General features: G+C 43.5%; 21 protein-coding genes, 1 tRNA gene, 2 pseudogenes and 1 other annotated feature. Of the genes and pseudogenes, 18 read left to right on the top strand and 6 right to left on the bottom strand.

The features are described from left to right. Positions 1-141: 141 nt before the first annotated feature. Both IGJ15_RS09690 and IGJ15_RS09685 read right to left on the bottom strand, forming a co-directional pair. Positions 142-998, bottom strand: a pseudogene (locus tag IGJ15_RS09690) (PhzF family phenazine biosynthesis protein). Between the two features lie 361 nt (positions 999-1,359). After that, on the bottom strand, positions 1,360-1,608 hold the full coding sequence (locus tag IGJ15_RS09685; protein WP_010747977.1) for a hypothetical protein: 249 nt from the start codon (positions 1,606-1,608) through the stop codon (positions 1,360-1,362). Positions 1,609-1,920: 312 nt separating this feature from the next. On the opposite strand from IGJ15_RS09685, the gene IGJ15_RS09680 reads away from it, so the two are divergent. Continuing rightward, the gene (locus tag IGJ15_RS09680; protein ID WP_270792350.1) at positions 1,921-2,067 is read left to right on the top strand and encodes a hypothetical protein; all 147 of its coding nucleotides are present in this window, start codon (positions 1,921-1,923) and stop codon (positions 2,065-2,067) included. On the opposite strand, the gene IGJ15_RS09675 is transcribed toward IGJ15_RS09680, so the two are convergent. Next, a tRNA-Arg gene (locus IGJ15_RS09675) sits at positions 2,068-2,141 on the bottom strand. It abuts the gene before it with no gap. Between the two features lie 145 nt (positions 2,142-2,286). Beyond that, the gene (locus IGJ15_RS09670; protein WP_010747978.1) at positions 2,287-2,985 is read right to left on the bottom strand and encodes an O-methyltransferase; all 699 of its coding nucleotides are present in this window, start codon (positions 2,983-2,985) and stop codon (positions 2,287-2,289) included. A 574-nt stretch (positions 2,986-3,559) separates the two neighbouring features. Between IGJ15_RS09670 and IGJ15_RS09665 the strand changes: the two genes are divergently transcribed. Genes IGJ15_RS09665 through leuD form a run of 4 tightly spaced genes read left to right on the top strand, consistent with a single transcriptional unit; the run spans position 3,560 to position 8,091 of the window. Continuing rightward, the gene (locus IGJ15_RS09665; protein ID WP_010747979.1) at positions 3,560-5,080 is read left to right on the top strand and encodes a 2-isopropylmalate synthase; all 1,521 of its coding nucleotides are present in this window, start codon (positions 3,560-3,562) and stop codon (positions 5,078-5,080) included. Beyond that, entirely contained in the window at positions 5,077-6,141 is a 1,065-nt protein-coding gene (gene leuB, locus IGJ15_RS09660) for a 3-isopropylmalate dehydrogenase (RefSeq protein ID WP_010747980.1), read from the top strand. The genes IGJ15_RS09665 and leuB overlap by 4 nt, the downstream gene beginning before the upstream one ends. Further along, a complete protein-coding gene (gene leuC / locus IGJ15_RS09655) occupies positions 6,122-7,504 on the top strand; it encodes a 3-isopropylmalate dehydratase large subunit (RefSeq protein WP_010747981.1) in 1,383 nt (460 codons plus the stop codon). The genes leuB and leuC overlap by 20 nt, the downstream gene beginning before the upstream one ends. Then, positions 7,504-8,091: a 3-isopropylmalate dehydratase small subunit gene (gene leuD, locus IGJ15_RS09650; protein ID WP_087627315.1), complete on the top strand. Its 588-nt coding sequence runs from the start codon at positions 7,504-7,506 to the stop codon at positions 8,089-8,091. The genes leuC and leuD overlap by 1 nt, the downstream gene beginning before the upstream one ends. A gap of 17 nt (positions 8,092-8,108) precedes the next feature. Here leuD and IGJ15_RS09645 read toward each other — a convergent pair whose 3' ends face one another. Beyond that, the gene (locus tag IGJ15_RS09645; protein ID WP_010747984.1) at positions 8,109-8,762 is read right to left on the bottom strand and encodes a uracil-DNA glycosylase; all 654 of its coding nucleotides are present in this window, start codon (positions 8,760-8,762) and stop codon (positions 8,109-8,111) included. A 169-nt stretch (positions 8,763-8,931) separates the two neighbouring features. Then, positions 8,932-9,002, top strand: a sequence feature (ribosomal protein L21 leader region). A 19-nt stretch (positions 9,003-9,021) separates the two neighbouring features. Here IGJ15_RS09645 and rplU point away from each other — a divergent pair. The 8 genes from rplU to phnE (IGJ15_RS09605) all read left to right on the top strand — a co-directional run bounded on the left by rplU (position 9,022) and on the right by phnE (IGJ15_RS09605) (position 14,428). Continuing rightward, entirely contained in the window at positions 9,022-9,330 is a 309-nt protein-coding gene (gene rplU / locus IGJ15_RS09640) for a 50S ribosomal protein L21 (protein WP_005225751.1), read from the top strand. A gap of 26 nt (positions 9,331-9,356) precedes the next feature. Then, positions 9,357-9,701: a ribosomal-processing cysteine protease Prp gene (locus IGJ15_RS09635; protein WP_005225752.1), complete on the top strand. Its 345-nt coding sequence runs from the start codon at positions 9,357-9,359 to the stop codon at positions 9,699-9,701. Between the two features lie 12 nt (positions 9,702-9,713). Next, entirely contained in the window at positions 9,714-10,007 is a 294-nt protein-coding gene (rpmA, locus tag IGJ15_RS09630; RefSeq protein ID WP_003126181.1) for a 50S ribosomal protein L27, read from the top strand. Between the two features lie 109 nt (positions 10,008-10,116). After that, a complete protein-coding gene (locus IGJ15_RS09625) occupies positions 10,117-10,581 on the top strand; it encodes a GNAT family N-acetyltransferase (protein WP_010747985.1) in 465 nt (154 codons plus the stop codon). A gap of 460 nt (positions 10,582-11,041) precedes the next feature. Further along, positions 11,042-11,977, top strand: a complete 936-nt coding sequence (gene phnD / locus IGJ15_RS09620) for a phosphate/phosphite/phosphonate ABC transporter substrate-binding protein (RefSeq protein ID WP_015509497.1) — start codon at positions 11,042-11,044, stop codon at positions 11,975-11,977. A 95-nt stretch (positions 11,978-12,072) separates the two neighbouring features. Next, complete coding sequence (phnC, locus tag IGJ15_RS09615) at positions 12,073-12,861, top strand: phosphonate ABC transporter ATP-binding protein (RefSeq protein WP_005225755.1); 789 nt, start codon at positions 12,073-12,075, stop codon at positions 12,859-12,861. After that, positions 12,858-13,640 (top strand): phosphonate ABC transporter, permease protein PhnE, encoded by a 783-nt coding sequence (gene phnE / locus IGJ15_RS09610; protein ID WP_005235330.1) that lies wholly within the window; start codon positions 12,858-12,860, stop codon positions 13,638-13,640. The genes phnC and phnE (IGJ15_RS09610) overlap by 4 nt, the downstream gene beginning before the upstream one ends. Further along, positions 13,637-14,428, top strand: coding sequence for a phosphonate ABC transporter, permease protein PhnE (gene phnE, locus IGJ15_RS09605; RefSeq protein WP_430599037.1), 792 nt, complete (start codon positions 13,637-13,639; stop codon positions 14,426-14,428). The genes phnE (IGJ15_RS09610) and phnE (IGJ15_RS09605) overlap by 4 nt, the downstream gene beginning before the upstream one ends. Positions 14,429-14,537: 109 nt before the next feature. Here phnE (IGJ15_RS09605) and IGJ15_RS09600 read toward each other — a convergent pair. After that, a pseudogene (locus IGJ15_RS09600) lies at positions 14,538-15,834 on the bottom strand (ISL3 family transposase). A 266-nt stretch (positions 15,835-16,100) separates the two neighbouring features. On the opposite strand from IGJ15_RS09600, the gene IGJ15_RS09595 reads away from it, so the two are divergent. From IGJ15_RS09595 to IGJ15_RS09575, 5 genes are all read left to right on the top strand, one after another. Continuing rightward, positions 16,101-17,009: a diacylglycerol/lipid kinase family protein gene (locus tag IGJ15_RS09595; RefSeq protein ID WP_010747989.1), complete on the top strand. Its 909-nt coding sequence runs from the start codon at positions 16,101-16,103 to the stop codon at positions 17,007-17,009. A gap of 96 nt (positions 17,010-17,105) precedes the next feature. Beyond that, on the top strand, positions 17,106-17,639 hold the full coding sequence (locus IGJ15_RS09590; RefSeq protein WP_010747990.1) for a GNAT family N-acetyltransferase: 534 nt from the start codon (positions 17,106-17,108) through the stop codon (positions 17,637-17,639). Between the two features lie 230 nt (positions 17,640-17,869). After that, entirely contained in the window at positions 17,870-20,644 is a 2,775-nt protein-coding gene (locus IGJ15_RS09585; RefSeq protein ID WP_154694649.1) for a sigma-54-dependent transcriptional regulator, read from the top strand. A 229-nt stretch (positions 20,645-20,873) separates the two neighbouring features. Beyond that, entirely contained in the window at positions 20,874-21,368 is a 495-nt protein-coding gene (locus IGJ15_RS09580; protein ID WP_026008065.1) for a PTS system mannose/fructose/N-acetylgalactosamine-transporter subunit IIB, read from the top strand. Between the two features lie 69 nt (positions 21,369-21,437). Next, entirely contained in the window at positions 21,438-22,430 is a 993-nt protein-coding gene (locus IGJ15_RS09575) for a mannose/fructose/sorbose PTS transporter subunit IIA (protein WP_005225763.1), read from the top strand. The last annotated feature ends 25 nt before the right edge of the window (positions 22,431-22,455 follow it).

Genomic DNA, 22,455 nt, shown 5'->3' with positions numbered 1-22,455 from the left:
GGTGAAGGAAAGAACCCGAGTTGGGTTCTTTTTTTTATGAGAAAACTAGTATTCGAGATACTGATGGGCTGCTATGGAAAAAAGAACACGATGTGTGAAGAGGAAAAAAGGCTGATGGAAGATCAGCCTAAATTATTTTGATTATGCCAGTGTATCGGTGTCGATGGTGACTGTCTCGCAAAAATGCCCTCTGCCCCCAACGTAAACATGTTGGATTTCCTTTCGCGAAGTCGTAGCTAGTTTGACAAAGATTTCAGAAGGTTCACCTAAATTGCTGCCTTGTTCAAAGCGATACACTTCTTTATCAAGGGAACACTTTTGATACAAGAAGCAAGCCAAAGCGGCATTGGAAGTACCTGTAGCAGATTCTTCATTGATGCCAAACAATGGGGCAAAGTTACGGCAAATGATTCGTTCTTTTTCCATTGCATATAAGTGTATGCCAACTACTTGTTGCAGCGCGCTTACTTTTTTTTTTCCTCAAAATCAGGTACAACATGCTGCAACTGGGCCGTTGTTTTGATTGGAACAAGGATATCTTTTAATCCTGTAGAAACGATTTGAATAGGAATTTGATCATTGATAGCATTGGTATCAAAACAGTCAGCTAATTGTTCTAGTGAAAGGACATCTGAAAACAGCGGTTTGTTCTGTTCCATGAAAATGACACCATCTTTGAGGGTGATCGACAAACGTCCGGCGTTGGTGTCGATGTGATACTGTTGCTTGGAAAGTTTGTTTAGATACGATAATAGTGCAAAGGAAGCAATTGTTGCATGTCCGCATAAGTCAACTTCTTCTTTTGGTGTAAAATAGTCAAATCGGAAATCGGCCTCCGGGGATTTCGATAAAAAAGCTGTTTCTGAAAAGCCTAACTCTTTTGCGATGGCTAACTTTTGTTGTGGTGTAAGGGGCTGTTCCAGCAAAACGACTCCAGCCTTGTTGCCACCTGTTTGATTTTTACTAAAACCGCTTGCGATATGTACCGTTATCTCCATAGGACACCTGCTTTCTTAATCCTTGTCAAGCATAGCATAATTTTTGCAGGAGGAGGATAAGAAAACGGATTGGTTGAGCGTGTTATACTGAAGGTACGATAAAATGAAAAAAATGAGTGATCGAAGAGTGCGGTATGTAAGCATACTATAGCAAAAACGTTCCTTTGAGCATGCCAACCTTTCTCGTCAACTATTATCTTATAGGTACCAGTAAATATTTTAGCTATCAAAAAAGCAAATGAGAACGTAGCATCCCTGTTGCTTTCTCATTTACTTAGATCGTTTGGTAAAAAGCGTTGAGGTTATGCTAAAATCATTGCTGCATATAAAAATGATAACCTTACTGCGAGGCGGAAATAGTTTAACTTTGATTGTAAACTTTCAATGCTTGTTTGAGACCAGCGTAAAAAAATCCGACTGTAACTATCAACATAGGGGTCACAGAAAACAGTTGACGATAATAACGATTTTTATCTAAGTAGCTGCCATCAATGGGAAAAATCAAGGAAGAGAGGTATTGCCAGAAGGAATTGAAGTTGAACAGAAAGACAATGAAAGAAATAAGTGTAAGAATCAGCCAAAAAACAACAACGAAATTCGTTTTTTTCATAGTTCGTCTCCTTTAATAAATTAGATTATTAGCTAATAAGTATAGCATGACGGCATCGAGTTAAGTAAATCAGATATTTCTTGGAATTGTGAAATTGAAGAAACTAAGCTGTTTAAATGGAACGATTTATAGATCTCATCGATCATACAGGCAAAGCCAAGTCTTCGTTTGTTAGAACAGTGTCTACTAAATAAAACGGCGAGGTATCATTTAACTAGAGAATGAGTATTTTAGGGAGAGAAATTGCTGACAATTAGAATAAATACGGAAACGATGATGCCAATGAAAGAAATTTGCTGAAGATTGAAGCGGATGGGAAGCGATCGTTTGATTGCTTTTGATGAGGAAGGGAACAGGCTGTTGATTAGTCACCAAATTGCTATGGCAAAAAAATTAGATCAATTTGGCACAAGAACAAACAAAAACCGCCAAGAACAAGGGTTCTCGACGGTTAAATAACGTTCCAGGAGGGATTCGAACCCCCGACCGTTCGCTTAGAAGGCGAATGCTCTATCCGGCTGAGCTACTGGAACAAATAAATTTCAGCGAATGCTCACTTCGCCTAAGCTGTTGAAATCAATCAGCAACAAATAACATTATAGAAAAAGGGCGCAGCAATGTCAATCTCTTTTCGCCCTTTTCTTATTTTTTCTTTGAAAAAAGGAAGCGCAGCTGCCCTCAACCTTTCTCAGGTTCCTCAAGGATTACGCTATCTGCTTCTTTCGTAATGAGAATCACGCCATCTCCTAAAGGGACGAGGGTGGAGGTCAATTGAGGATGGTTCATCACGGTATCCAAGAAAAGATTCAACTTGCGATGGATCGCTCGCTGGTTGCGCGGGATTTCTTCGATGGGTTGTAGAATCGTTCCAGCTTGAAACACGTCATCCACCATCAGCACACCGCCTTTGCGTAATAGACGCAGACATTCTGGTAAAAATTCAATGTATTTCGATTTGGCACTATCCATGAAGATAAAATCATAAGGGCCACTTAATGTAGGCAGGACGTCTGCCGCTTGTCCTTCTAATAGCGTGATTTTGTCTTCATTTCCTAAGCGAGCATAGGTTTCTTTGGCTTTGCGGATCATGACGTCAAAGCGATCGATCGTTGTGACATGACCCTCTTTCACACATTGTGCCATTAAGCTTGAAGAAAAACCGATCGCTGTGCCGATCTCAAGGATTTCTTTTGGCTGAAGCTGTCCCAATAAAAACTGCAAAAAGACCACAGTTTCATGTGGGATGATTGGCACTTCTTTTTCATGAGCGGCTTGCTCGATTTCACCAAGTTCGCCGGGTAATTGTTTTTGTTTTTCACGCATAAACGCCACTAGTTCTGGTTTGACTACTGGACGATGCATCATTTCGTTGCGCATCTTCATCCTCCTCATTTATCGCTGCCCCTTATTATACGAATAACTCACCTTAAGTTCAATCTTTTCGAGTCTTTGGAACAACAAAAAAACCAGTCATACGACTGGCAGGATAAAGGGGTGAAAAATATTTTTGGGATATTTCTATCATAACGATGTTATGTGGAGGTTTGGTTAAAATCCTGTGAAGATCTCGTCAGGTTCTGCTTAAATTTTCATCAAGGAAGAAAAGCAACCCATCATCAGGGCGAAAACGAACTTTTTGTCGAAATATTCAGAAAATTCAGGGAAAAGTGTTGACAGAGGAACCTGCTGTTTGGTATCTTCATAACAAGATAAAAAAAGTGATAGGTGACGACGATGGATAAACGATTGAAACAAACAGCTGCATTTTTATTATTATTATCGTAAGGACTCTTTTTCTATGACCCGCCTTTTTAAGGCATCATTTGAAGAGTCCTATTCGCATTGCATGAAGGAAACCCTTTATGGAGTGCTTTTTTTATACCATTTTTTCAATTTGTTTGAATGAGGTCGCGCCAAGCGTGCCCCTGCCACTGCCAAGGAGGAAATAGTGATGAGAAAAATCCAGTTTTTTGACACCACATTGAGAGACGGTGAACAGACGCCGGGAGTCAACTTCAATACAAAAGAGAAGGTTCAACTGGCGCTGCAATTAGAAAAATGGGGGATCGATACGATCGAAGCAGGCTTTCCGATTGCATCAGAAGGAGACTTTCAAGCAGTCCAAGCGATTGCTGGGGCGGTGACGAAAATGACCGTTGCAGGACTTGCCCGTTGTCAGAAAAAAGACATTGATCGTGCCTATGAAGCTCTTCATCAAGCCGTCGATCCCCAGATCCATGTCTTTTTAGCAACGAGTGAGGTACATCGCCAGTACAAGCTGAATATGACGAAAGCAGAAGTACTCGCTTCCATCAAAGAACATGTGGCTTATGCCCGTGAACGCTTTGAAAAAGTCCAATTCTCGCCAGAAGATGCCACCCGCACCGATAAGCCCTTCTTGCTTGAGGCGGTTCAAACAGCAATTGATGCCGGCGCGACGATCATCAATGTGCCCGATACAGTAGGGTTTACCAATCCTACGGAATATGGTGCGCTTTTTGCCTATTTGATCGCCAATATCAAGAGTGAGCAGCCGATCATTTTTTCTTCCCATTGTCATGATGACTTGGGAATGGCGACAGCCAATGCGCTGGCAGCTATCGAAAATGGTGCTGATCGGGTGGAAGGAACGATCAACGGGATCGGCGAACGAGCGGGCAATACCGCACTAGAAGAAGTGGCGCTGGCGTTGCATATTCGCAATGATTTCTATCAGGCTACCTCCAACATCAAGTTAAACGAAACAAAACGCACCAGCGATCTGGTGGCACGTTTGTCTGGGATCACGGTACCGAAAAACAAAGCGATCGTCGGCGGCAATGCCTATGCTCATGAATCTGGGATTCATCAAGATGGCGTCTTGAAAAATCCTGAAACTTACGAAATCATTACCCCGCAACTGGTAGGCGTACAAACCAACTCACTGCCTCTTGGCAAACTTTCTGGCCGCCATGCGTTTGTCGATAAAATGCAGCAGCTGGGGTACCAGTTTGACCAAGAAGAAACCAATGAATTGTTTAAACGCTTCAAAGAGTTGGCAGATAAGAAAAAGCAAGTGACCGAACAAGATTTGTTAGCGTTGGTGGCTGACCAGGGCCGCAGCCAAGAAGATGGCTGTGAGTTGGAGTCAGTTCAGCTGCAATACGTGTCCAATGGCCATCAAGGAGCGGTGGTTTCTATCATCAAAGACGAGGAAAAACAAGTGGCATCAGCCATCGGTGCCGGCAGTATCCAAGCAATCTACAACTCGATCGATCAGATTTTCCAGCAGCAGCCGAAGTTGTTGAACTATGAGATCACTGCCTTGACCAGTGGGGAAGATGCGCAAGCGGAAGTGCACGTGGTTATTGAATGTCAGGAAACCAATGAAAAAATCAGCGGGATCGGCTTAGACTTTGATGTCTTGCAGGCGTCAGCTAAAGCTTATGTACAGGCTAGCGCAGCTCTAAAGAATCGAGGTGTCCTTGTTTGAAAAAGATCGTGGTTTTAGCAGGAGATGGCATCGGACCAGAAATTATGGCCAGTGCGCTTGCGGTATTGAAAGCGGCTTGTCCAGACCATCTTCAACGCTTTCATTTTGACCAGCGGCCATTTGGTGGTGCGGCGCTGGCACTTACTGGAGAGCCATTGCCGCAAGAAACACTACAAGCTTGCCAGCAGGCGGATGCGATCCTTTTAGGAGCCATTGGTGATCCAGTTTGGGAAAACGCACCGATAACACCCGAGAAAGGACTTTTGAATTTGCGTCAAGCGTTAGGGCTATACGCCAATATTCGACCCATCAAAGTAGTTGATGCGGTGATTGCTTTATCTCCCATTAAAGAAGCGATCCTTCGGGGGACAGATTTTGTCATCGTTCGTGAGTTGACTGGCGGTATCTATTTTGGCGAAAAAGCAGAAAAACCTGAAGAAGCCTACGACATCAATCATTATCATCAAGCAGAGATTCGACGGATTTTGCGTAAAGCCTTTGAGATTGCCCGCACGCGGAAGAAGCGGGTTCTCTCTGTCGATAAAGCAAATGTGTTGGCGACTAGCCGACTTTGGCGCCGATTAGCGGAAGAAACGGCACAGGAATTCCCAGATTGTCAGTTGACCCATCAATATGTTGATTCCGCCGCTATGAAAATCATCCAAAATCCCAAAGACTTTGATGTAATCGTGACAGAAAATCTCTTTGGCGACATTTTAAGTGATGAAGCCTCGGTTTTGCCAGGGTCATTAGGGGTGCTGCCTAGCGCAAGTCATGGCGCAGAAGGGGTTTCTTTATATGAACCGATTCATGGCTCTGCACCTGATATCGCTGGGCAAAATTGCGCCAATCCGGTTTCCATGATTTTATCTGTCGTCATGATGCTAAGAGAGTCCTTTCAAGAGGAAGAGCTGGCGGATACCATCGAAAGTGCTTGTTACGAGGTAATGAATGCGGGAATCTTGACCCGTGATCTAGGTGGTACAGCAACGACAACTGCCTTTACAGAAGCGGTTATTGCACAGTTAGGAGTGAGCAATTATGGGGAAAACGCTGTTTGATAAACTATGGGATCGGCATGTCATCACAGGAGAAGAAGGGCAAGCGCAGCTGCTTTATGTCGATCTGCATATGATCCATGAAGTGACGACACCGCAAGCCTTCGAAGGCTTGCGGCAAGCGGGACGGACAGTCCGTTGTCCCGAAAAAACCTTCGCAACGATGGATCACAACGTGCCTACTAAAGATATTTTTACCATCACCGATCTGGTTGCAAAAAAGCAAATGGACACGTTACGAAAAAACTGTCGTGATTTTGGGATCGAATTGTGTGACAATGGCTCTGCCAATCAAGGAATCGTCCACATGGTTGGTCCAGAAGTTGGCTTGACCCAACCAGGGAAAACGATCGTTTGCGGTGATTCTCATACTGCCACCCATGGTGCTTTCGGCGCGATCGCATTTGGGATCGGTACGAGTGAAGTGGAGCATGTCTTTGCGACACAGACGATTTGGCAGACAAAACCGAAACGCATGGGAGTTGAGATCACCGGTCACCTGCAGCCGGGAGTGTACGCCAAAGATATTATTTTGGCATTGATCGCGACCCATGGCACTGATTTTGGTGGTGGCTTTGCCGTAGAATTCTTTGGCGAAACGATCCGTAGCCTGACGATGGAAGAACGCATGACCATTTGCAATATGTCGATCGAAGGTGGGGCGAAAATGGGCTTGATCGCACCTGATGAAACGACCTTTGCTTATGTGAAGGATCGACGCTTTGCGCCACAAGCGTTTGCCAGTGCGGTGGCTGATTGGCAAACCCTTTATACCGATGAAGATGCCAACTATGATGCCCTGATCACCCTAGACGCAACAACCTTAGAACCCTATATCACTTGGGGAACCAATCCAGAAATGGGGGTGCCAGTCAGCGAAGCGTTTCCTGAAGTGCGGGATCACAATGATCAGCAAGCCTATGAATATATGGCGCTGCAACCTGGACAGACAGCTGCTGATATCCCCATTGAATACATTTTTATTGGATCGTGTACCAATGGTCGTTTGTCTGATCTGAAAGAGGCAGCGGCGATTTTGAAAGGTCAGACCATCAAAGAAGGGGTCACTGGTATTATCGTTCCTGGTTCACGCCCTGTTCGTAAAGCAGCGGAAGCGATCGGTTTAGACAAAGTCTTTATTGACGCTGGTTTTGAATGGCGGGAGCCTGGCTGTTCCATGTGCTTAGGAATGAATCCTGATAAAGTACCAGAAGGCGTCCACTGTGCCTCCACATCAAACCGCAATTTTGTTGGACGGCAAGGGAAAAACGCGCGGACGCACCTCTGTAGTCCAGCGATGGCGGCAGCAGCTGCGATTCATGGGCGCTTTGTCGATGTACGAGAAGTGGTTGGAGGTGTTGGTTAATGGAAGCTTTTACGCAATTTGAAGGTACGACGCTGCCTTTGATGAATGACAATATCGATACCGATCAAATCCTACCGAAAAATTATTTGAAGCGCGTTGAAAAAACGGGCTTTGGCGAATTTTTATTTGACGATTGGCGCTATTTGCCGCAACGCAAGCCTAATCCAGCATTTATCTTGAATGATCCAGCATATCAGACCGCTCAAGTCCTCGTCACTGGTGATAATTTTGGTTCTGGCTCTTCTCGAGAGCACGCGGCATGGGCGCTGTTGGATTACGGCTTTAAAGCCGTGATTGCTGGCAGCTTCGGTGATATTTTCTATATGAATGCCACCAAAAACGGGCTGCTGCCCATCGAGCTGCCTTTGACTGTTCGCCAAAGGATCGCTTCGCTGCCTGCTTCAGAAAAAATCAGCATTGACTTGCCAAGGCAATGTGTGACCGTTGCGGGGGAGGAGCATTTCTTTGCAATCGATGCTACATGGAAACACAAATTGATCCACGGTCTCGATGAGATCAGTATCACGTTGCAGGAAGAGGCGAAAATCACCGCCTATGAGCAGACGATTCCAGCGTATTGGCAGTAGGGCTAGGGGACTGGTCGTTATTCGTCGGCGGGTATTTGTGAGAGAATGTTTCTTAACCCTCGCCAATCGGCTTCGATTTGCGGAGTCAACGTTCGATTGTAAAAGATCGCAGCGGGATGATACATCGGCACGATCAAATATTCTTTTTCCGACCATTGATAGCCATCTTTTGTTGGATTGCTTTCTTGTATTTTGGAACGGATCACTTCGCCATGGTGATCTTTGATATAATAGGCGTTGCCTAATAATCGCTGCAGTCCGATATTGCCAACAGTTGCAATGACAGGCGGATCTACAACGGACAACTCGTAGTCAAGCAGCGGTGCGTGTAGCAAGACTTCTTTTTTGGTAGGTGTCCGATTGGGATGGACGATCTCATGGGCACCGCTGCGTTTGTTGATTCGTTCTTTGACGGAATATGGACGGCTGCGGACAGCGCTGGTGATGTAAACATCCTCACGGGTCAAACCGGCTAAAGCCAACGATTTCATCAATTCTTTTCCTGCTTGTCCGCTAAAAGGAATAAAATTTTCGATTTCGGTTCGACCAGGGGCTTCCCCGACGATCATCAATTTGGGCTGCAGCGGTCCTTGACCGGGAACAAATCCTTCCAACGGATAACTGCGGGACGCCTGTTGAACGGCAGTGGCTAATTCTTTGGGGTATTGCATGAAAACTCCTCCAATTCTGTTTCACTTATGCTCTTTCTTCTATAGTAATAGAAAATAAAAAATGCACAAAAGGAAATGACTAGTAGCAAAAGAATTCTGTCTTTTCCTTAATTAGTGATTGACTTTAGGAAAACATTTTGATAAAGTTAATCTGTTGTAATTGTGGACTCCACAGCTACAACCGCACAGAACAAGTAGTAAGTACGAAAGTCACTTGGGATGGCGAGTCTAAGTATATTATAAGGAGGTGCTGTAGAGCATGTACGCAATTATCAAAACTGGTGGGAAACAAGTAAAAGTTGAAGTGGGTCAAGCAATCTACGTTGAAAAATTGGACGTTGAAGCTGGACAAAAGGTTACTTTTGATGAAGTTATCTTAGTAGGTGGCGAATCAACAAAAGTTGGTGCCCCAATCGTTGCAGGAGCAACTGTTGAAGGGACTGTTGAAAAACACGGCAAACAAAAGAAAGTCGTAACTTTCAAATACAAACCTAAAAAACATTCACACCGTAAACAAGGTCACCGTCAACCTTACACAAAAGTTGTTATTGACGCGATCAACGCTTAATTCTTACGAAAAGCAGGGTAACGAATATGATCAAAGGGACATTCAAACGAAATGACTCTGGTCGGATTGTTTCTTTTGAACTAGCTGGACACGCACAAGCAGGAGAATACGGCAAAGACATCGTCTGTGCTGCAGCATCCGCTTTAGCGATCAGTGCAGTCAATGGGATCGATGCTTTGGCTGGCGTTGCGCCAAAAGTTGAAGCAGATAACGAAAATGGGGGGTACTTATTAGTCACACTGCCTTCTCGTTTGACCCAAGAGCAGTCGAATATCGCACAAATTCTTTTAGAAAATTTGTTGATCGGCTTGCAATCAGTTCAAGAAGAGTACAACGATTATATCCAAATCAAAACTACTAAAGAAAACTAGGAGGTGCATCTCATGTTGATGAAAATGAATTTGCAATTCTTCGCTCACAAAAAAGGTGGGGGTTCTACTTCTAACGGACGTGACTCTCAATCAAAACGTTTAGGTGCGAAACGTGCTGACGGTCAAACCGTTTCAGGCGGATCAATCCTTTATCGCCAACGCGGTACTAAAATTTACCCAGGGGTAAACGTAGGTATCGGTGGAGATGATACATTGTTTGCAAAAGTTGATGGCGTTGTTCGTTTCGAACGTAAAGGCCGCGACAAAAAACAAGTATCTGTGTATCCAGTAGCGCAAGAAGCATAAGAAAATGACATCCAGATTACGTAAAAGTAACCTGGGTGTTTTTTTATACACCAATGAAACCGTTTTAACGAAATAGTTATTTATAATGGCTTAGATAAGGAGCGAAGCAATGATTCAGTTGAAAGAAATCACGAAGGAAAACTATCGTGCGTGCATGAATTTGAAGACAACGAAGGAGCAAGAAGACTTTGTTGCGCCCAATTGGTACTCAATGTTAGAGGCGATCTATGAGGAACCTCGTCAGGCATTTGCCCTATACAATGGTGAGGAAATGGTCGGCTTTATGCTATTTAGTTTTTACGAGGCAGATGAGGATTATCCAAAAGCTTCGTGGTGGATCGAGCGATTTATGATCGCAGAGAAATTCCAAAATCAAGGGTTAGGCACTCAGGCGTTTCTTGCTGGGTTAGATTGGTTCAAAACCCATATCCAAGCGCAAGAATTAAGGATCTCCGCTGTGGATGGCAACGAGATCGCAACGAAGCTTTACGAACGCAATGGCTTTGTTTTGACGGGTGAAATGATTGAGAACGAGCATGTACTCTTGTTGCAGCTGCCAACGGAGCAAGGGTAAATGACTCTTTCTACAGTAAGAGAATGAGGTCAAAAGCAGAGGTTCTTAAGGGAATCCTCTGCTTTTTTTGTGTTGTTTCGTAAAAAAAAGTGTGCGGTCATCTTCTGGTTAGACGTTTCAAGAAATTTTGTGCACTTAGAGTAAGAATGACGAGTATATCCATGCTTTGTTGTTCACAAAGTTCCTTTTGCTGTTAACAGAATCTTTACACGTTGACAACACAAACCTTATATTCATTTGATACTCTGAGGAAGTAGAACAAATGGAAAGAAACTTTCGAAAAACGTTGATTATTGAGAATGTGCTCACGAATGATTTTGGTCAAAACACGAACATTATCAAAAAAGAAAACGTTCGTAATTCGAAAAAGATTGTTTTTAATTCGTTGGTTTTTTATAATCAAAAAGGAAAGTTCGGAATTCCATGAGTTCGATTTTTTATATGAAAAGGAGAAAAAGTGATGAAAGTTTGGAAGAAAACGGCAATGTTTGGTTTAGGTTTGGTGGCAGCAGTTACGCTGGCGGCATGTGGCTCAGGTGGAGCAAGTACTGACTCGGCGGCTGAGGACGCAGGATATGTACCAGAAAAGTTGACCGTTCAATTTGTCCCATCACAAGCAGCAGAAACATTAGAAGCAAAAGCAAAACCACTTGAGCAATTATTAAGTGATGAATTAGGGATTCCAGTCACAGTGAGTGTTTCCACTGACTACAATACAATCGTCGAAGCAATGGCTTCGAAACAAGTAGATGTCGGCTTTTTACCGCCGAATGCCTATGTTTTAGCAAATGAACAAAGCAATGTTAAGGTACTGTTGCAAGCACAGCGTTATGGCATCAAGCAGCCTGGTGGCGAATCAACGGATGAATTGGTTGATAGCTATCGTTCAATGATCGTCGTAAAAAGCGGCAGCGACATCAAAGAGTTGGAAGATTTAAAAGGCAAAACGATTGCCACACAAGATGTTACTTCTTCTGCCGGTTATGTTTGGCCAGTAGCAGAAATGAAAAAAGCAGGCATCGATATCAATACGGATGTGACGACTGTTCAAGTCAAAGGCCATGACCAAGCGGTCTTATCTGTCTTGAATGGCGACGTTGATGCGGCGTTCGTTTTTGAAGATGCCCGTAACACGGTCAAAAATGATTACCCAGAAATCATGGATGAGGTAGAACCAATGTACTTTACCGAACCGATCCCGAACGATACGATCAGTGTTCGCAGCGATATGAGTGAAGAGTGGGATAAAAAAATCCAAGATGCCTTTATCGCGATCGGAAAAGATGAAGAAGGAAAACAAATCATCTCTGATATTTACTCTCATGAAGGATACGTTGTTTCACAAGACAGCAATTTCGACATCGTAAGAGAGTATGCGGAGCAGGTCGGACAATAATTAATAGATGAATAGATCGGGAGGGTACCGGTAGTTGAGGTACCCTTTTCGAATGGACAGCAATTTTTACCTAATGGAAAGAAAGTAGGAGAATCATGGCTCTAGAGAACGAAACGATTATTTCATTTCAGAATGTGACCAAGCAATACCCAAATGGGGTGTTGGGGTTGAAGGACTTGAACATCGATATCAAAAAAGGGGAATTTGTCATCGTAGTGGGCTTATCCGGTGCAGGTAAATCGACGATGCTGCGCTCCATCAATCGACTGCACGAGATCACAAGCGGCGAGATTTTAATCGATAACAAGTCGATCACAAAAGCAAAAGGAAGAGAGCTGCGCTTGATTCGTCGAGACATTGGCATGATTTTCCAAAGCTTCAATTTGGTGAAACGTTCGAGTGTCTTGCGAAACGTCTTAACGGGGCGAGTGGCTTATCATCCCACGCTCAAAATGCTGCTGGGTCTGTTTCCGCAAGCGGACAAAGAGTTGGCGTATCAATCACTGCAGCGGGTCAATTTAGCAGAAAAAGTCTATACCCGAGCCGATGAATTGTCTGGCGGTCAGCAGCAGCGGGTTTCGATTGCCCGGGCGTTGACGCAAGAGCCGAAGATTATTTTAGCGGATGAACCAGTTGCTTCATTGGATCCGTTAACCACTGAAAAAGTCATGAATGACTTAAAACGGATCAATCAAGATCTGGGGATCACAATCGTAGTCAATTTACATTCTGTCCAATTGGCTAGAGAATACGGCACGCGGATCATCGGGTTGCGAGACGGAGGCTTGGTTTTTGATGGTCCTGTCAGTGAAGCGACCGATCAGCGATTGAAACAGATTTATGGCAGCGAGATCATGGAAGAGCAGGAAGGGGCGGGACAATGACGACAAATACGTTGCCGAAACGCAGCGGACTATGGAAAAATGTTCTTTGGCTCGTCATTTTTTTAGTGGTATTGTTCGTTAGCGGCTCTATTTCAGGTGTTGATTTGGCACGGTTCTTTAGCAATAGCAGTCAAATGAATGTCATCTTACAAAAGATGGCTCATCCTGATTGGGCATATGCCAAAATCATTGTTGAGCCGATTTTGCAAACGATCCAAATGGCGATCATCGGCACAACCTTTGGTGCACTGGCGGCCTTTCCGTTTTCACTTTTAGCAGCACGAAATATCATGACGAATCATTGGATCAGTGGTTGTTTCCGTTTTGTTTTGAATATCATTCGGACGGTACCTGATTTGATGCTGGCGGCTTTATTTGTCGCCATTGTCGGAATTGGTCCCGTTGCAGGGGTGATCTCCATCTCTGTGTTTTCTTTTGGGATGATCACCAAATTGTTTTATGAATCGATTGAAACGATTGATGAAGGTCCGATCGAAGCGATCACGGCTTCTGGAGGATCGAAGTTTGATATCATCCGCTATGCAGTCGTACCGCAAGTCATGAGTCATTTTCTTAGTTACTTGCTTTATGCCTTTGAGATCAATGTGCGGGCATCGACGATTCTTGGGTATATCGGCGCAGGCGGAATCGGTGTTTTCTTACAACGATCTTTAAGCCAATTTCGATATGACCAGACGTCGATCATCGTCTTAGTGATTTTTGCAGTTGTTTTGGTGATTGATACCATTAGTAATAGATTAAGGGAGCGATTATTATGATGTTGCCAGCAGAACCGAAAAAGAAAAAAATACGGAATTGGCTGATCGCTGTAGTCGTTATCCTCCTTTATATCTGGGCTTTTGCTGGCGTGCCTTTTGCTGGTGTTAAAGAAAATGTCGGTCAAATTGTCAGCTCGATCTTTTATGGCCTGATCCATCCTGATTGGGGCTATGTTTATACCGGTGATGGCGAAGATTTGATCAGTCTGATGATCGAAACCGTCGCGATTGCCTTTGTTGGGACCTTTTTGTCATCGATTTTAAGTATTCCTTTTGCCTTTTGGGCGGCGCGCAGCAAAAACAGCCCTCGCTGGTTATCGGGATTTGGGAAAATCGTGCTGACGGCGATTCGAACGTTTCCAGAAATCGTCTTAGCCATCATGTTTATCAAAACGGTAGGTCCGGGTTCCTTTGCTGGCGTCTTGGCGGTCAGTGTCCATTCCATTGGGATGTTGGCAAAGCTTTACAGCGAAGCGATCGAAAACATGGACCACGGTCCCTCGGAATCCGTCATTAGTGCGGGAGGAAGCCGCTGGGATGTATTAGGCTTTGCGACATTGCCGCAACTGATCCCAGAATTTCTTTCTTTTACCTTGTATCGATTTGAACTGGCTGTCCGTTCAGCTTCGATCTTAGGGATCGTAGGGGCAGGTGGGATCGGTACACCGATGATCTTTGCCATCAATGCGCGTTCATGGAGCCGTGTAGGAATCATTTTATTAGGGATCGTGGTGACGGTCACGATCATTGATTTTATTTCTGGGCGTTTGCGTAAACGATTGGTTTAATAAAATGAAGTGAGTACTCGAAAAAACGGCTCTTTGTCAATAAGGACTGATGAGTTGTGCAAAATCAAATCTGGGTCAGAATGAACCAGATTCTGGCTCAGATTTTTTGTTATCTTACATTGATTAATTGATTGATCAAAAAGATTCTAATTCTCATGTTCTCGAATGATTTAAATCCGTAGGATACTCGTTTCATTGTCTTTATGTGGGTATTCTTCGCTTCTATTTTTCCATTGGAATAAGGATAGATCATTGCGTTGGTGATGCCTTCTTCATAGGTCAGAAGGTTTTGAAGCTTTTCCCGAAAGCCGTCATCTAACGTTTCGGGAAGTTCTGCCAATAAGGAGAAAAATAAGTCAGGGTCTTTGTCTCGAAAGGCTTCAACTAATTCATGAAAAAAGCGATACGCCTCCTTTAGGGGCGTAGAAAAGCCGAGTAATCGATCAATCAGCATTGCTTCAGTGAGAAACGGGTATTTTGGCGCTCGGAAACTTTTCCATGTTTTGTATTCATAATGGTTGATGTTTGCACGATTTTTTAGCAAAAAGCGCCAGTTCTTTTTCAGTTTTTCTGCCTGGCTTTTCTGTCCTGCTTTACGAAGTTCATTCATTTCACGGATACGCAACTCATTGAACGCTTGATTCATGTGTTTGACAATATGAAACCGATCAATCACTATTTTCGCATTTGGCAGAACACGTTTGGTGAGCTGGAAGTAGGCGGCGTTCATGTCTGTCACCAAGAATTCTACTTCTTCTGGATTGGTACAGCCTAAGAAATAGCTTGTTAATCGAGGCAATTCGCGCGTAGGCAAGACATCAATTAATTTTCCTGTTTCGCCATCTGCGCAAATAAAGCTCATTTTATCTTTTATGGAAGCGTGCGAACGAAATTCATCAACCATCAATACTCTGGGGAGAATCTTCTTAGATTGCTTTGGCAAATAGGTTTTAAACTCTTTCAATGTACGAATAACGGTGGTCAAAGATACCTGATAGCTTTTCGCAATAAAAGATAAAGATACTTTTTCAGTAAGTAAAGAAGCAATTTTATATCTAACATGATTTTGTGATTGAATGTCTGGGTTGGACAAAATAACTTTGAGCCGTCCAATGGGTTCGGCAGTTTTTACAGGTATAGCGCTGCTTTTTTAGGCGCATAACCAAAGGCATATGATTGTATTGTTCAAAACGGACAATTGTTTCCTTCTTCCCATTTTTCACTATAATTGCTTTCCCGTTTCCATCTACCACAGTAGAACCACAACTTCTACAAGCACGAGGAGTAGGCGAGAGAACAGCATCGACGACCAACGTCTTTTTCTTCTGAAGGGTCTCGTAAGAGACCTCTGTAATCATCAAATCTTTCTCTATTATTCTCAGCATTTTTTTGATAGAATCATTCATATAGCATATCGTCCTCTCAGTTGTTTATTTTGTGGTGATTTAATCATACTAGAGAACGATATGTTTTTTAATACCTAAAATGAAAATGGGGCTGAAGAATCAATTCTGATTCATCAGTCCCATAAATTATAGAGCCGAAAAAACACAGTCTGATTAGGCTGTGTTTTTTTTTTGTAGGGGGATAGGCGGAGGTCGTTTAAGACAGGTTTCGTGAAACTTGTTATACTGGATTCATAGAAAATGAACCCAAACAAGGAGGCTGTTTTATGAAAGCATTATTGATCGTCAATCCAAGCTCTGGTGGGGAACAGGCCCAAGAATATGAGCAGCTGGCAGAAGAAAAGTTGCGGGAAGCTTTTTCAGAAATCGTGGTCAAACATACCGAAAAAGAAGGAGATGCCACACGTTTTGCCTCTGAAGCGGCAGCAGAATTTGACAGTGTCTTTGCAATGGGCGGTGATGGTACCGTCAATGAAGCGGTCAATGGCTTAGCCCCTCATGACAAACGACCAAATTTTGGTTTCTTCCCGCTGGGAACAGTAAATGATTTAGCCAGAGCATTAGCGATTCCACTAGATCCTAAGGAAGCCATCGAATCATTTGCAGTGGATCACACCCGTAAAATCGATATTGGTCAGGTCAATCAAGCCTATTTTACCAATGTGGTGGCGATCGGTATGATTCCAGCGGCGATCAACAATGTGGAAGTTGAAGAAAAAACCAAGCTGGGAAAAATGGCCTATTTTGTTTCTGGTCTACGGGAAGTGCGTAAAAATGAAAGTCATCCGTTTGAAGTGACCGCCGAAAATAATGGCGAAAAAACGACGATCGCTGTGGAAAGCAGTACGATGATCGTTGGGTCATCCAATACGATCGGCGGTTTCGAATCTCTTTTGCCTAAAGCGAGTACCGATGACGGCAAATTGCATCTGATCTACTTGAAGGATACGAATCTTTGGGAAACCGTCAAAAGTGTCCCAGAGCTTCTCAAAGGGGTGACAGAATCAAATGATGTTCTTGGCTATCAAACCTTTGATAAAGCTGCAATTCGTTTGACGGATGGGGCAACGATCGAAACGAATGTCGATGGTGATCCTGGACCTGAATTGCCAATCACAGTAGCGGTGCTGCCACAACATCTTACCGTGTATTGCGGAGCTGAAAAAGCCCGCTAAATCATTTATCACTAGGAAACGATCCGTCAAAAGCGGATTGTTTTTTTTGTTCAGAAAGAGTATACTGGGAAAAAATTTACTGAAAGAAGGGATTCTATGACGATACGTTCTGCCACGATTGCAGATGCCCAAGCCTTGACAGCAATCTATGCTTATTATGTAGAAAATACACCGATTACCTTTGAAACGGAGGTGCCATCGGTTCAAGAATTCGCGGAACGCATCGCCAAGACCTTGAAACGCTACCCGTATCTCGTTGCAGAAGAGGCTGGTGAAATCGTCGGTTATGCCTATGCGTCAGCCTATAAAGAACGGGCGGCGTATGATTGGACCGTTGAAGTAACCGTTTATTTAGCACCGGATGCCAAAGCAAAAGGGCTCGGCACCGCTCTTTATCAAGCGCTTGAAGAAAAATTAAAAGCGCAAAACGTGGTCAATCTGACTGCATGCATTACAGGAGGCAATCAACAAAGCGAGGCTTTTCATGAGAATCTTGGGTATCGGAAAGTTGCTGATTTTGCGCATGTCGGCTATAAGTTCAATCAATGGCACGATGTGATTTGGATGCAAAAAGAACTGCAATGGTTTCCTGAGAAGGTACCAGCGTTCATTCCTAATGAAAAAGCCTAACGCATCCTGACTTTTGAATATCTTTTTTTGGTAAAATGCTTTATGCTGAGAGTAGCATGTGATAGGACGTTCTATTGCTCTTTCGAACAAAGTATTTTGCTTTTTCTGTGCGGAAAAAAAGTTGCTTTTTTATAGAAAAATGAGTAAAGTATTCAAGTGGAAAAAACAAGGAGGCGAAGCTGTTGGGCAAGCGAATCGAACGGATTTATCAATATATCGTCGAAAATACGATGAGCGGCTTAGGGGAAAAGAAAGGGTTGTCTACTTCAGAAGTTGCCGATCATTTAGCCATTCAGCGCAGTAATGCCAGTAAGGATTTAAATAAGCTTGTCAAAGAAGGGCGCGTCGAAAAAAGCGACTCGCGGCCTGTTCGCTACTGGGCGGCAGGGGTCGATCCCAGCAGTAGGGAAAAGTATGTGCCAAGCTACAAAGAAAGTCGCCCGCAAAGAGAAAAAGCCTTCCCTCAACGGGTACAAGGAAACCCCTCTGACCGAGATATTTTTGCGACGATCATCGGTGCCAACGGAAGTATGAAAAATGCTGTTGAGCAGGCGAAAGCAGCGATCTTGTATCCGCCAAAAGGGCTAAACTGCTTGATCACAGGGCCTACTGGTTCTGGGAAAACCTACTTTGCCCATGCAATGTTCCAGTTTGCCAAAAGCAATCAAGTAATTGCCGATGACAAAGAATTGATCGTCTTTAACTGTGCCGACTATGCAAATAACCCAGAGCTTTTGATGAGTCATTTGTTTGGTTATGTACGGGGGGCATTTACGGGTGCCGATCAAGAGAAGATCGGTATTATTGATCAAGCGGATGAGAGTATGTTGTTTCTCGATGAGATCCATCGATTACCGCCAGAAGGGCAAGAAATGATTTTTTACTTTATGGACCATGGAACGTTTAGTCGTTTAGGGGAGACGGGCAAAAATCATCAAGCGAATGTCCGAATCGTTGGAGCGACTACCGAAGACCCCAACTCAACGCTATTAGATACCTTTACCCGACGCATTCCTATCAATATTCAACTGCCCTTCTTTGAGAAACGACCCGCATCAGAAAAAGTCGATCTCGTTCGGGTGTTAGTCGGGCAAGAGGCGTCCCGTATTCAGCGGACGATCACCTTGACAGAAGATGTAGTCAAAGCGTTGATCGGCAGTGTCAGTTTTGGGAATATCGGTCAATTGAAATCCAATGTCCAGCTCGTCTGTGCCCGGGGCTTTTTGAATCATATGCAACAAGATGAGATTGAGATCGATTTGATCGATTTGCCAGAAGGGATTCGTTCAGGATTGATCGTTTTGGGGAATCGCCGCAATGAGCTGGCGGAGCTTTCTAAGATCCTTGAACCGAAGATCAGCATTCAACCGAATCAAAACTTAAACAATATTCAATCAGATTCCTATGAATTGCCTTACAATCTCTACGACATCATCGGGGATAAAGCAGCCTTATTAAAAGCAGATGGTTTGGATCAAGAAGCAATCAATCATTTTATTTCAACCGATATCAATGTTCATTTGAAATCTTTTTATAAAGATCACGGCTTCTCTTTTAATTCTGTCAATAAACTAAGTGAATTTGTCGATCAGAAAGTGATCAGTGTAACAAATCAAATTTATGAGATGGTTCGGAAACGGTTAAATTACGATTTCCAGCAAAACTTTATTTACGCGATGAGTCTGCACATCAGTTCTTTTTTGAAAAAGATCCATCTAGGAGAAGAACGGCAAACCAACGACAACATTCGTCAAATGGTGGCGGATTACCCGCAAGAGTTCGAAGTTGCCAAAGAAGTCCGCGACTTCATCGGCGACAGCTTTCACGTGGCGATTCCTGAAAGTGAATCCTATTACTTGGCAGTTCTATTGGTTTCACTGCGTACGACACATTCCTCTGGGAAAATTGGCGTCGTCGTTGCAGCCCACGGCAACAGCACAGCCAGTAGCATGGTACAAGTAGTCAAGCAGCTGCTGGAAGTCGATCAAGTGACAGCGGTGGACATGCCATTAGATATGCCACCGGCTGTGGCGTTGAAAAAAATCGTGGATAGTGTACGAGCAGTCAATGATGGCAGTGGGGTGATCCTCTTAGTCGATATGGGGTCCTTAGCGACCTTTAATAATGAAATCCAGCGAGAAACGGGTGTGGCTGTTCGAACAGTCGATATGGTGACCACCTCCATCGTCCTAGAGACGGTCCGTAAAGCGTCAGTGATCGGCACGGACCTCGATCAGCTCTATGATTCATTACGGAAGTTCCGCGGATATGGAGCGGTCACTGTGGAAGAACCAGTGACACAAAACCACCACCCTAAAGCGATTCTAGCGGTCTGCGCTTCGGGAAAAGGGACAGCGCAGCGCATCAAAGAATTGATCCAAAGCTCATTGTCAAAACGCCAAAATCAAAATGTTGACGTAGTGACCTTATCGGTGGCGGATCTGAGAACGGACTTGGATCAGATTCAACAGCGCTATCGGCTGATTGCCGCAACGGGGATCATTGATCCGCATATCGATGCACCGTTTATTTCATTAGAACGTTTTATCGACCAAGATGTTGATCTTTTGTTGGATGATATCTTATTGGAAAACGATTTGAGTTTTGAAGATGAAGTGCAGCTAGATGATCGGCAGGCAAAGGAAATCTGTGTTCGGTATTTAGAGGAAAACTTTACCTATATCAATGCGAAAAAAGTGGTAGAGCCGTTGTGGAAATTTGGCGAAGAGATCATTCACGATTTGGATTTGGTAGGGGCGCAGCAAGGCTTTCAGATCAATTTTGTGATGCATGGCGCAGGTATGCTGGAGCGGATCTTATTGCGTCAACCATTGACTGTTTCTGAAATTGATTTAGCAGCGATGGAGGAGAATCCTCTTTACGGCCAATTGCATGTGCATGTCCAATCATTTTCGCGCTTGATGAATATCGAAGTGCCGAAGACAGAAGAGTATTACCTGCTGGAGCTGATCAAAAACCATCACGAAAAAGAAATGTATTTTTAAATCCTGCAAATAATACAGATACACTAAAAAAGATACAGTATTTTTTAGTGTATCTTTTTTAGTGTATTGTACGAATGCTGATTCTTAAGGTTTTTTCTAGAATAGTGTATCGAAAAAACTTGGCACGCTTCTTGCTTCTATATAAGTGGATACAGGAGGTGATTGAAAAAAGAACAGATCCTCAATATGAAAAGCGGATCGATGGATGTAGGAGGCTTGCACAATGGGAATGGATATACGTCTTGCCCGAATCGACGATCGGTTGATTCATGGTCAGGTCGCCACAGCTTGGTCGAAAATGACTGGTATCAATCGAATCATCGTGGTCAGTGATGAGGTCGCAAATGACCAATTACGGAAGTTTCTCTTGAAAGAAGCTGCTCCACCAGGAATCAAATCCAATGTGGTGACAGTAGCAAAAATGCTTGAGGTGGCGCATAACACATTATTTAATACCCAAAAAGTCATGTTATTATTTACCAACCCTCAAGATGTCGTGACTCTGGTCAAAGGAGGCATTGACATTCGTTCCGTCAATATCGGCGGCATGAGCTTTTCAATGGGAAAACGGATGATCACTAATTTCGTGTCAGTCAATGATCAAGATCTTGCTTCGCTGCTTTATTTGCAAAATCAAGGCATAGAAGTAGAGATACGCAAAGTTCCAGCTGATCGTAAAATCTTTTTGAAGGATATTTTGGAAAAAGAAGGTAGTCACCCTTAATTTTTTCGATGTTGTTTTTTCTTTCGTATTCGTGTCACATTTTTCAATTTTGATATAGGAGGTAAAAAGATGGTAGGAATTATCCTAGCAAGTCATGGAGAATTTGCTAACGGCATTTTGCAATCTGGTTCAATGATCTTCGGCGAACAAGAAAATGTTAAAGCTGTTACATTGATGCCAAGTGAAGGTCCAGATGACATCAAGGCAAAAATGCAAGAAGCAATTGCTACATTTGACGATCAAGAAGAAGTATTATTCTTAGTTGATCTTTGGGGTGGTACTCCTTTCAACCAAGCAAACAGCTTGTTTGAAGATCACAAAGACAAATGGGCAATCGTTGCTGGTATGAATTTACCAATGGTGATCGAAGCCTATGCTTCACGTTTTTCAATGAACACTGCGCATGAAATCGCTGCGCACATCGTTGAAACAGCTAAAGAAGGGGTTAAGGTCAAACCAGAAGAGCTTGAACCAGAAGAAGCGACAGCACCAAAAGCTGTGCAAGACGATCAACCTAAAGGATCACTTCCTCCGGGAACTGTTCTAGGCGATGGCAAAATCAAAATCGTGCTTGCGCGTGTGGATTCTCGTTTGCTACATGGTCAAGTCGCTACAGCTTGGACAAAATCAGTCAATCCATCTCGGATCATCGTTGTTTCTGATGCAGTGGCAAAAGATGATTTGCGTAAAAAACTGATCGAACAAGCAGCTCCTCCAGGAGTAAAAGCGAACGTCATTCCAGTGGACAAAATGATCGAAGTTTCTAAAGACCCTCGTTTCGGGAATACGAAAGCTTTACTATTATTTGAAAACCCACAAGATGTATTGCGTGCAGTTGAAGGTGGCGTTGACATCACTGAAGTGAACGTTGGTTCAATGGCTCACTCTGTTGGGAAAGTTGTTGTAAGTAAAGTATTGTCGATGGGTACGGACGATGTGAAGACATTTGAAGATCTAAAAGGACGCGGCATCAAATTTGATGTGCGTAAAGTGCCAAATGACTCTCGAGACAACATGGACGAAATCTTACGCAAAGCCAAAAATGAATTGGCGAATAAATAGAAACGTATTCAACTAAATAGGAGGT

The sequence above is a fragment of the Enterococcus sp. AZ079 genome, from assembly GCF_050547255.1.
Taxonomy (GTDB): domain Bacteria; phylum Bacillota; class Bacilli; order Lactobacillales; family Enterococcaceae; genus Enterococcus_D; species Enterococcus_D casseliflavus.
The sequence above is the reverse complement of the archived record's forward strand: the minus strand, read 5'-3'. Positions and strand labels throughout refer to the sequence as shown.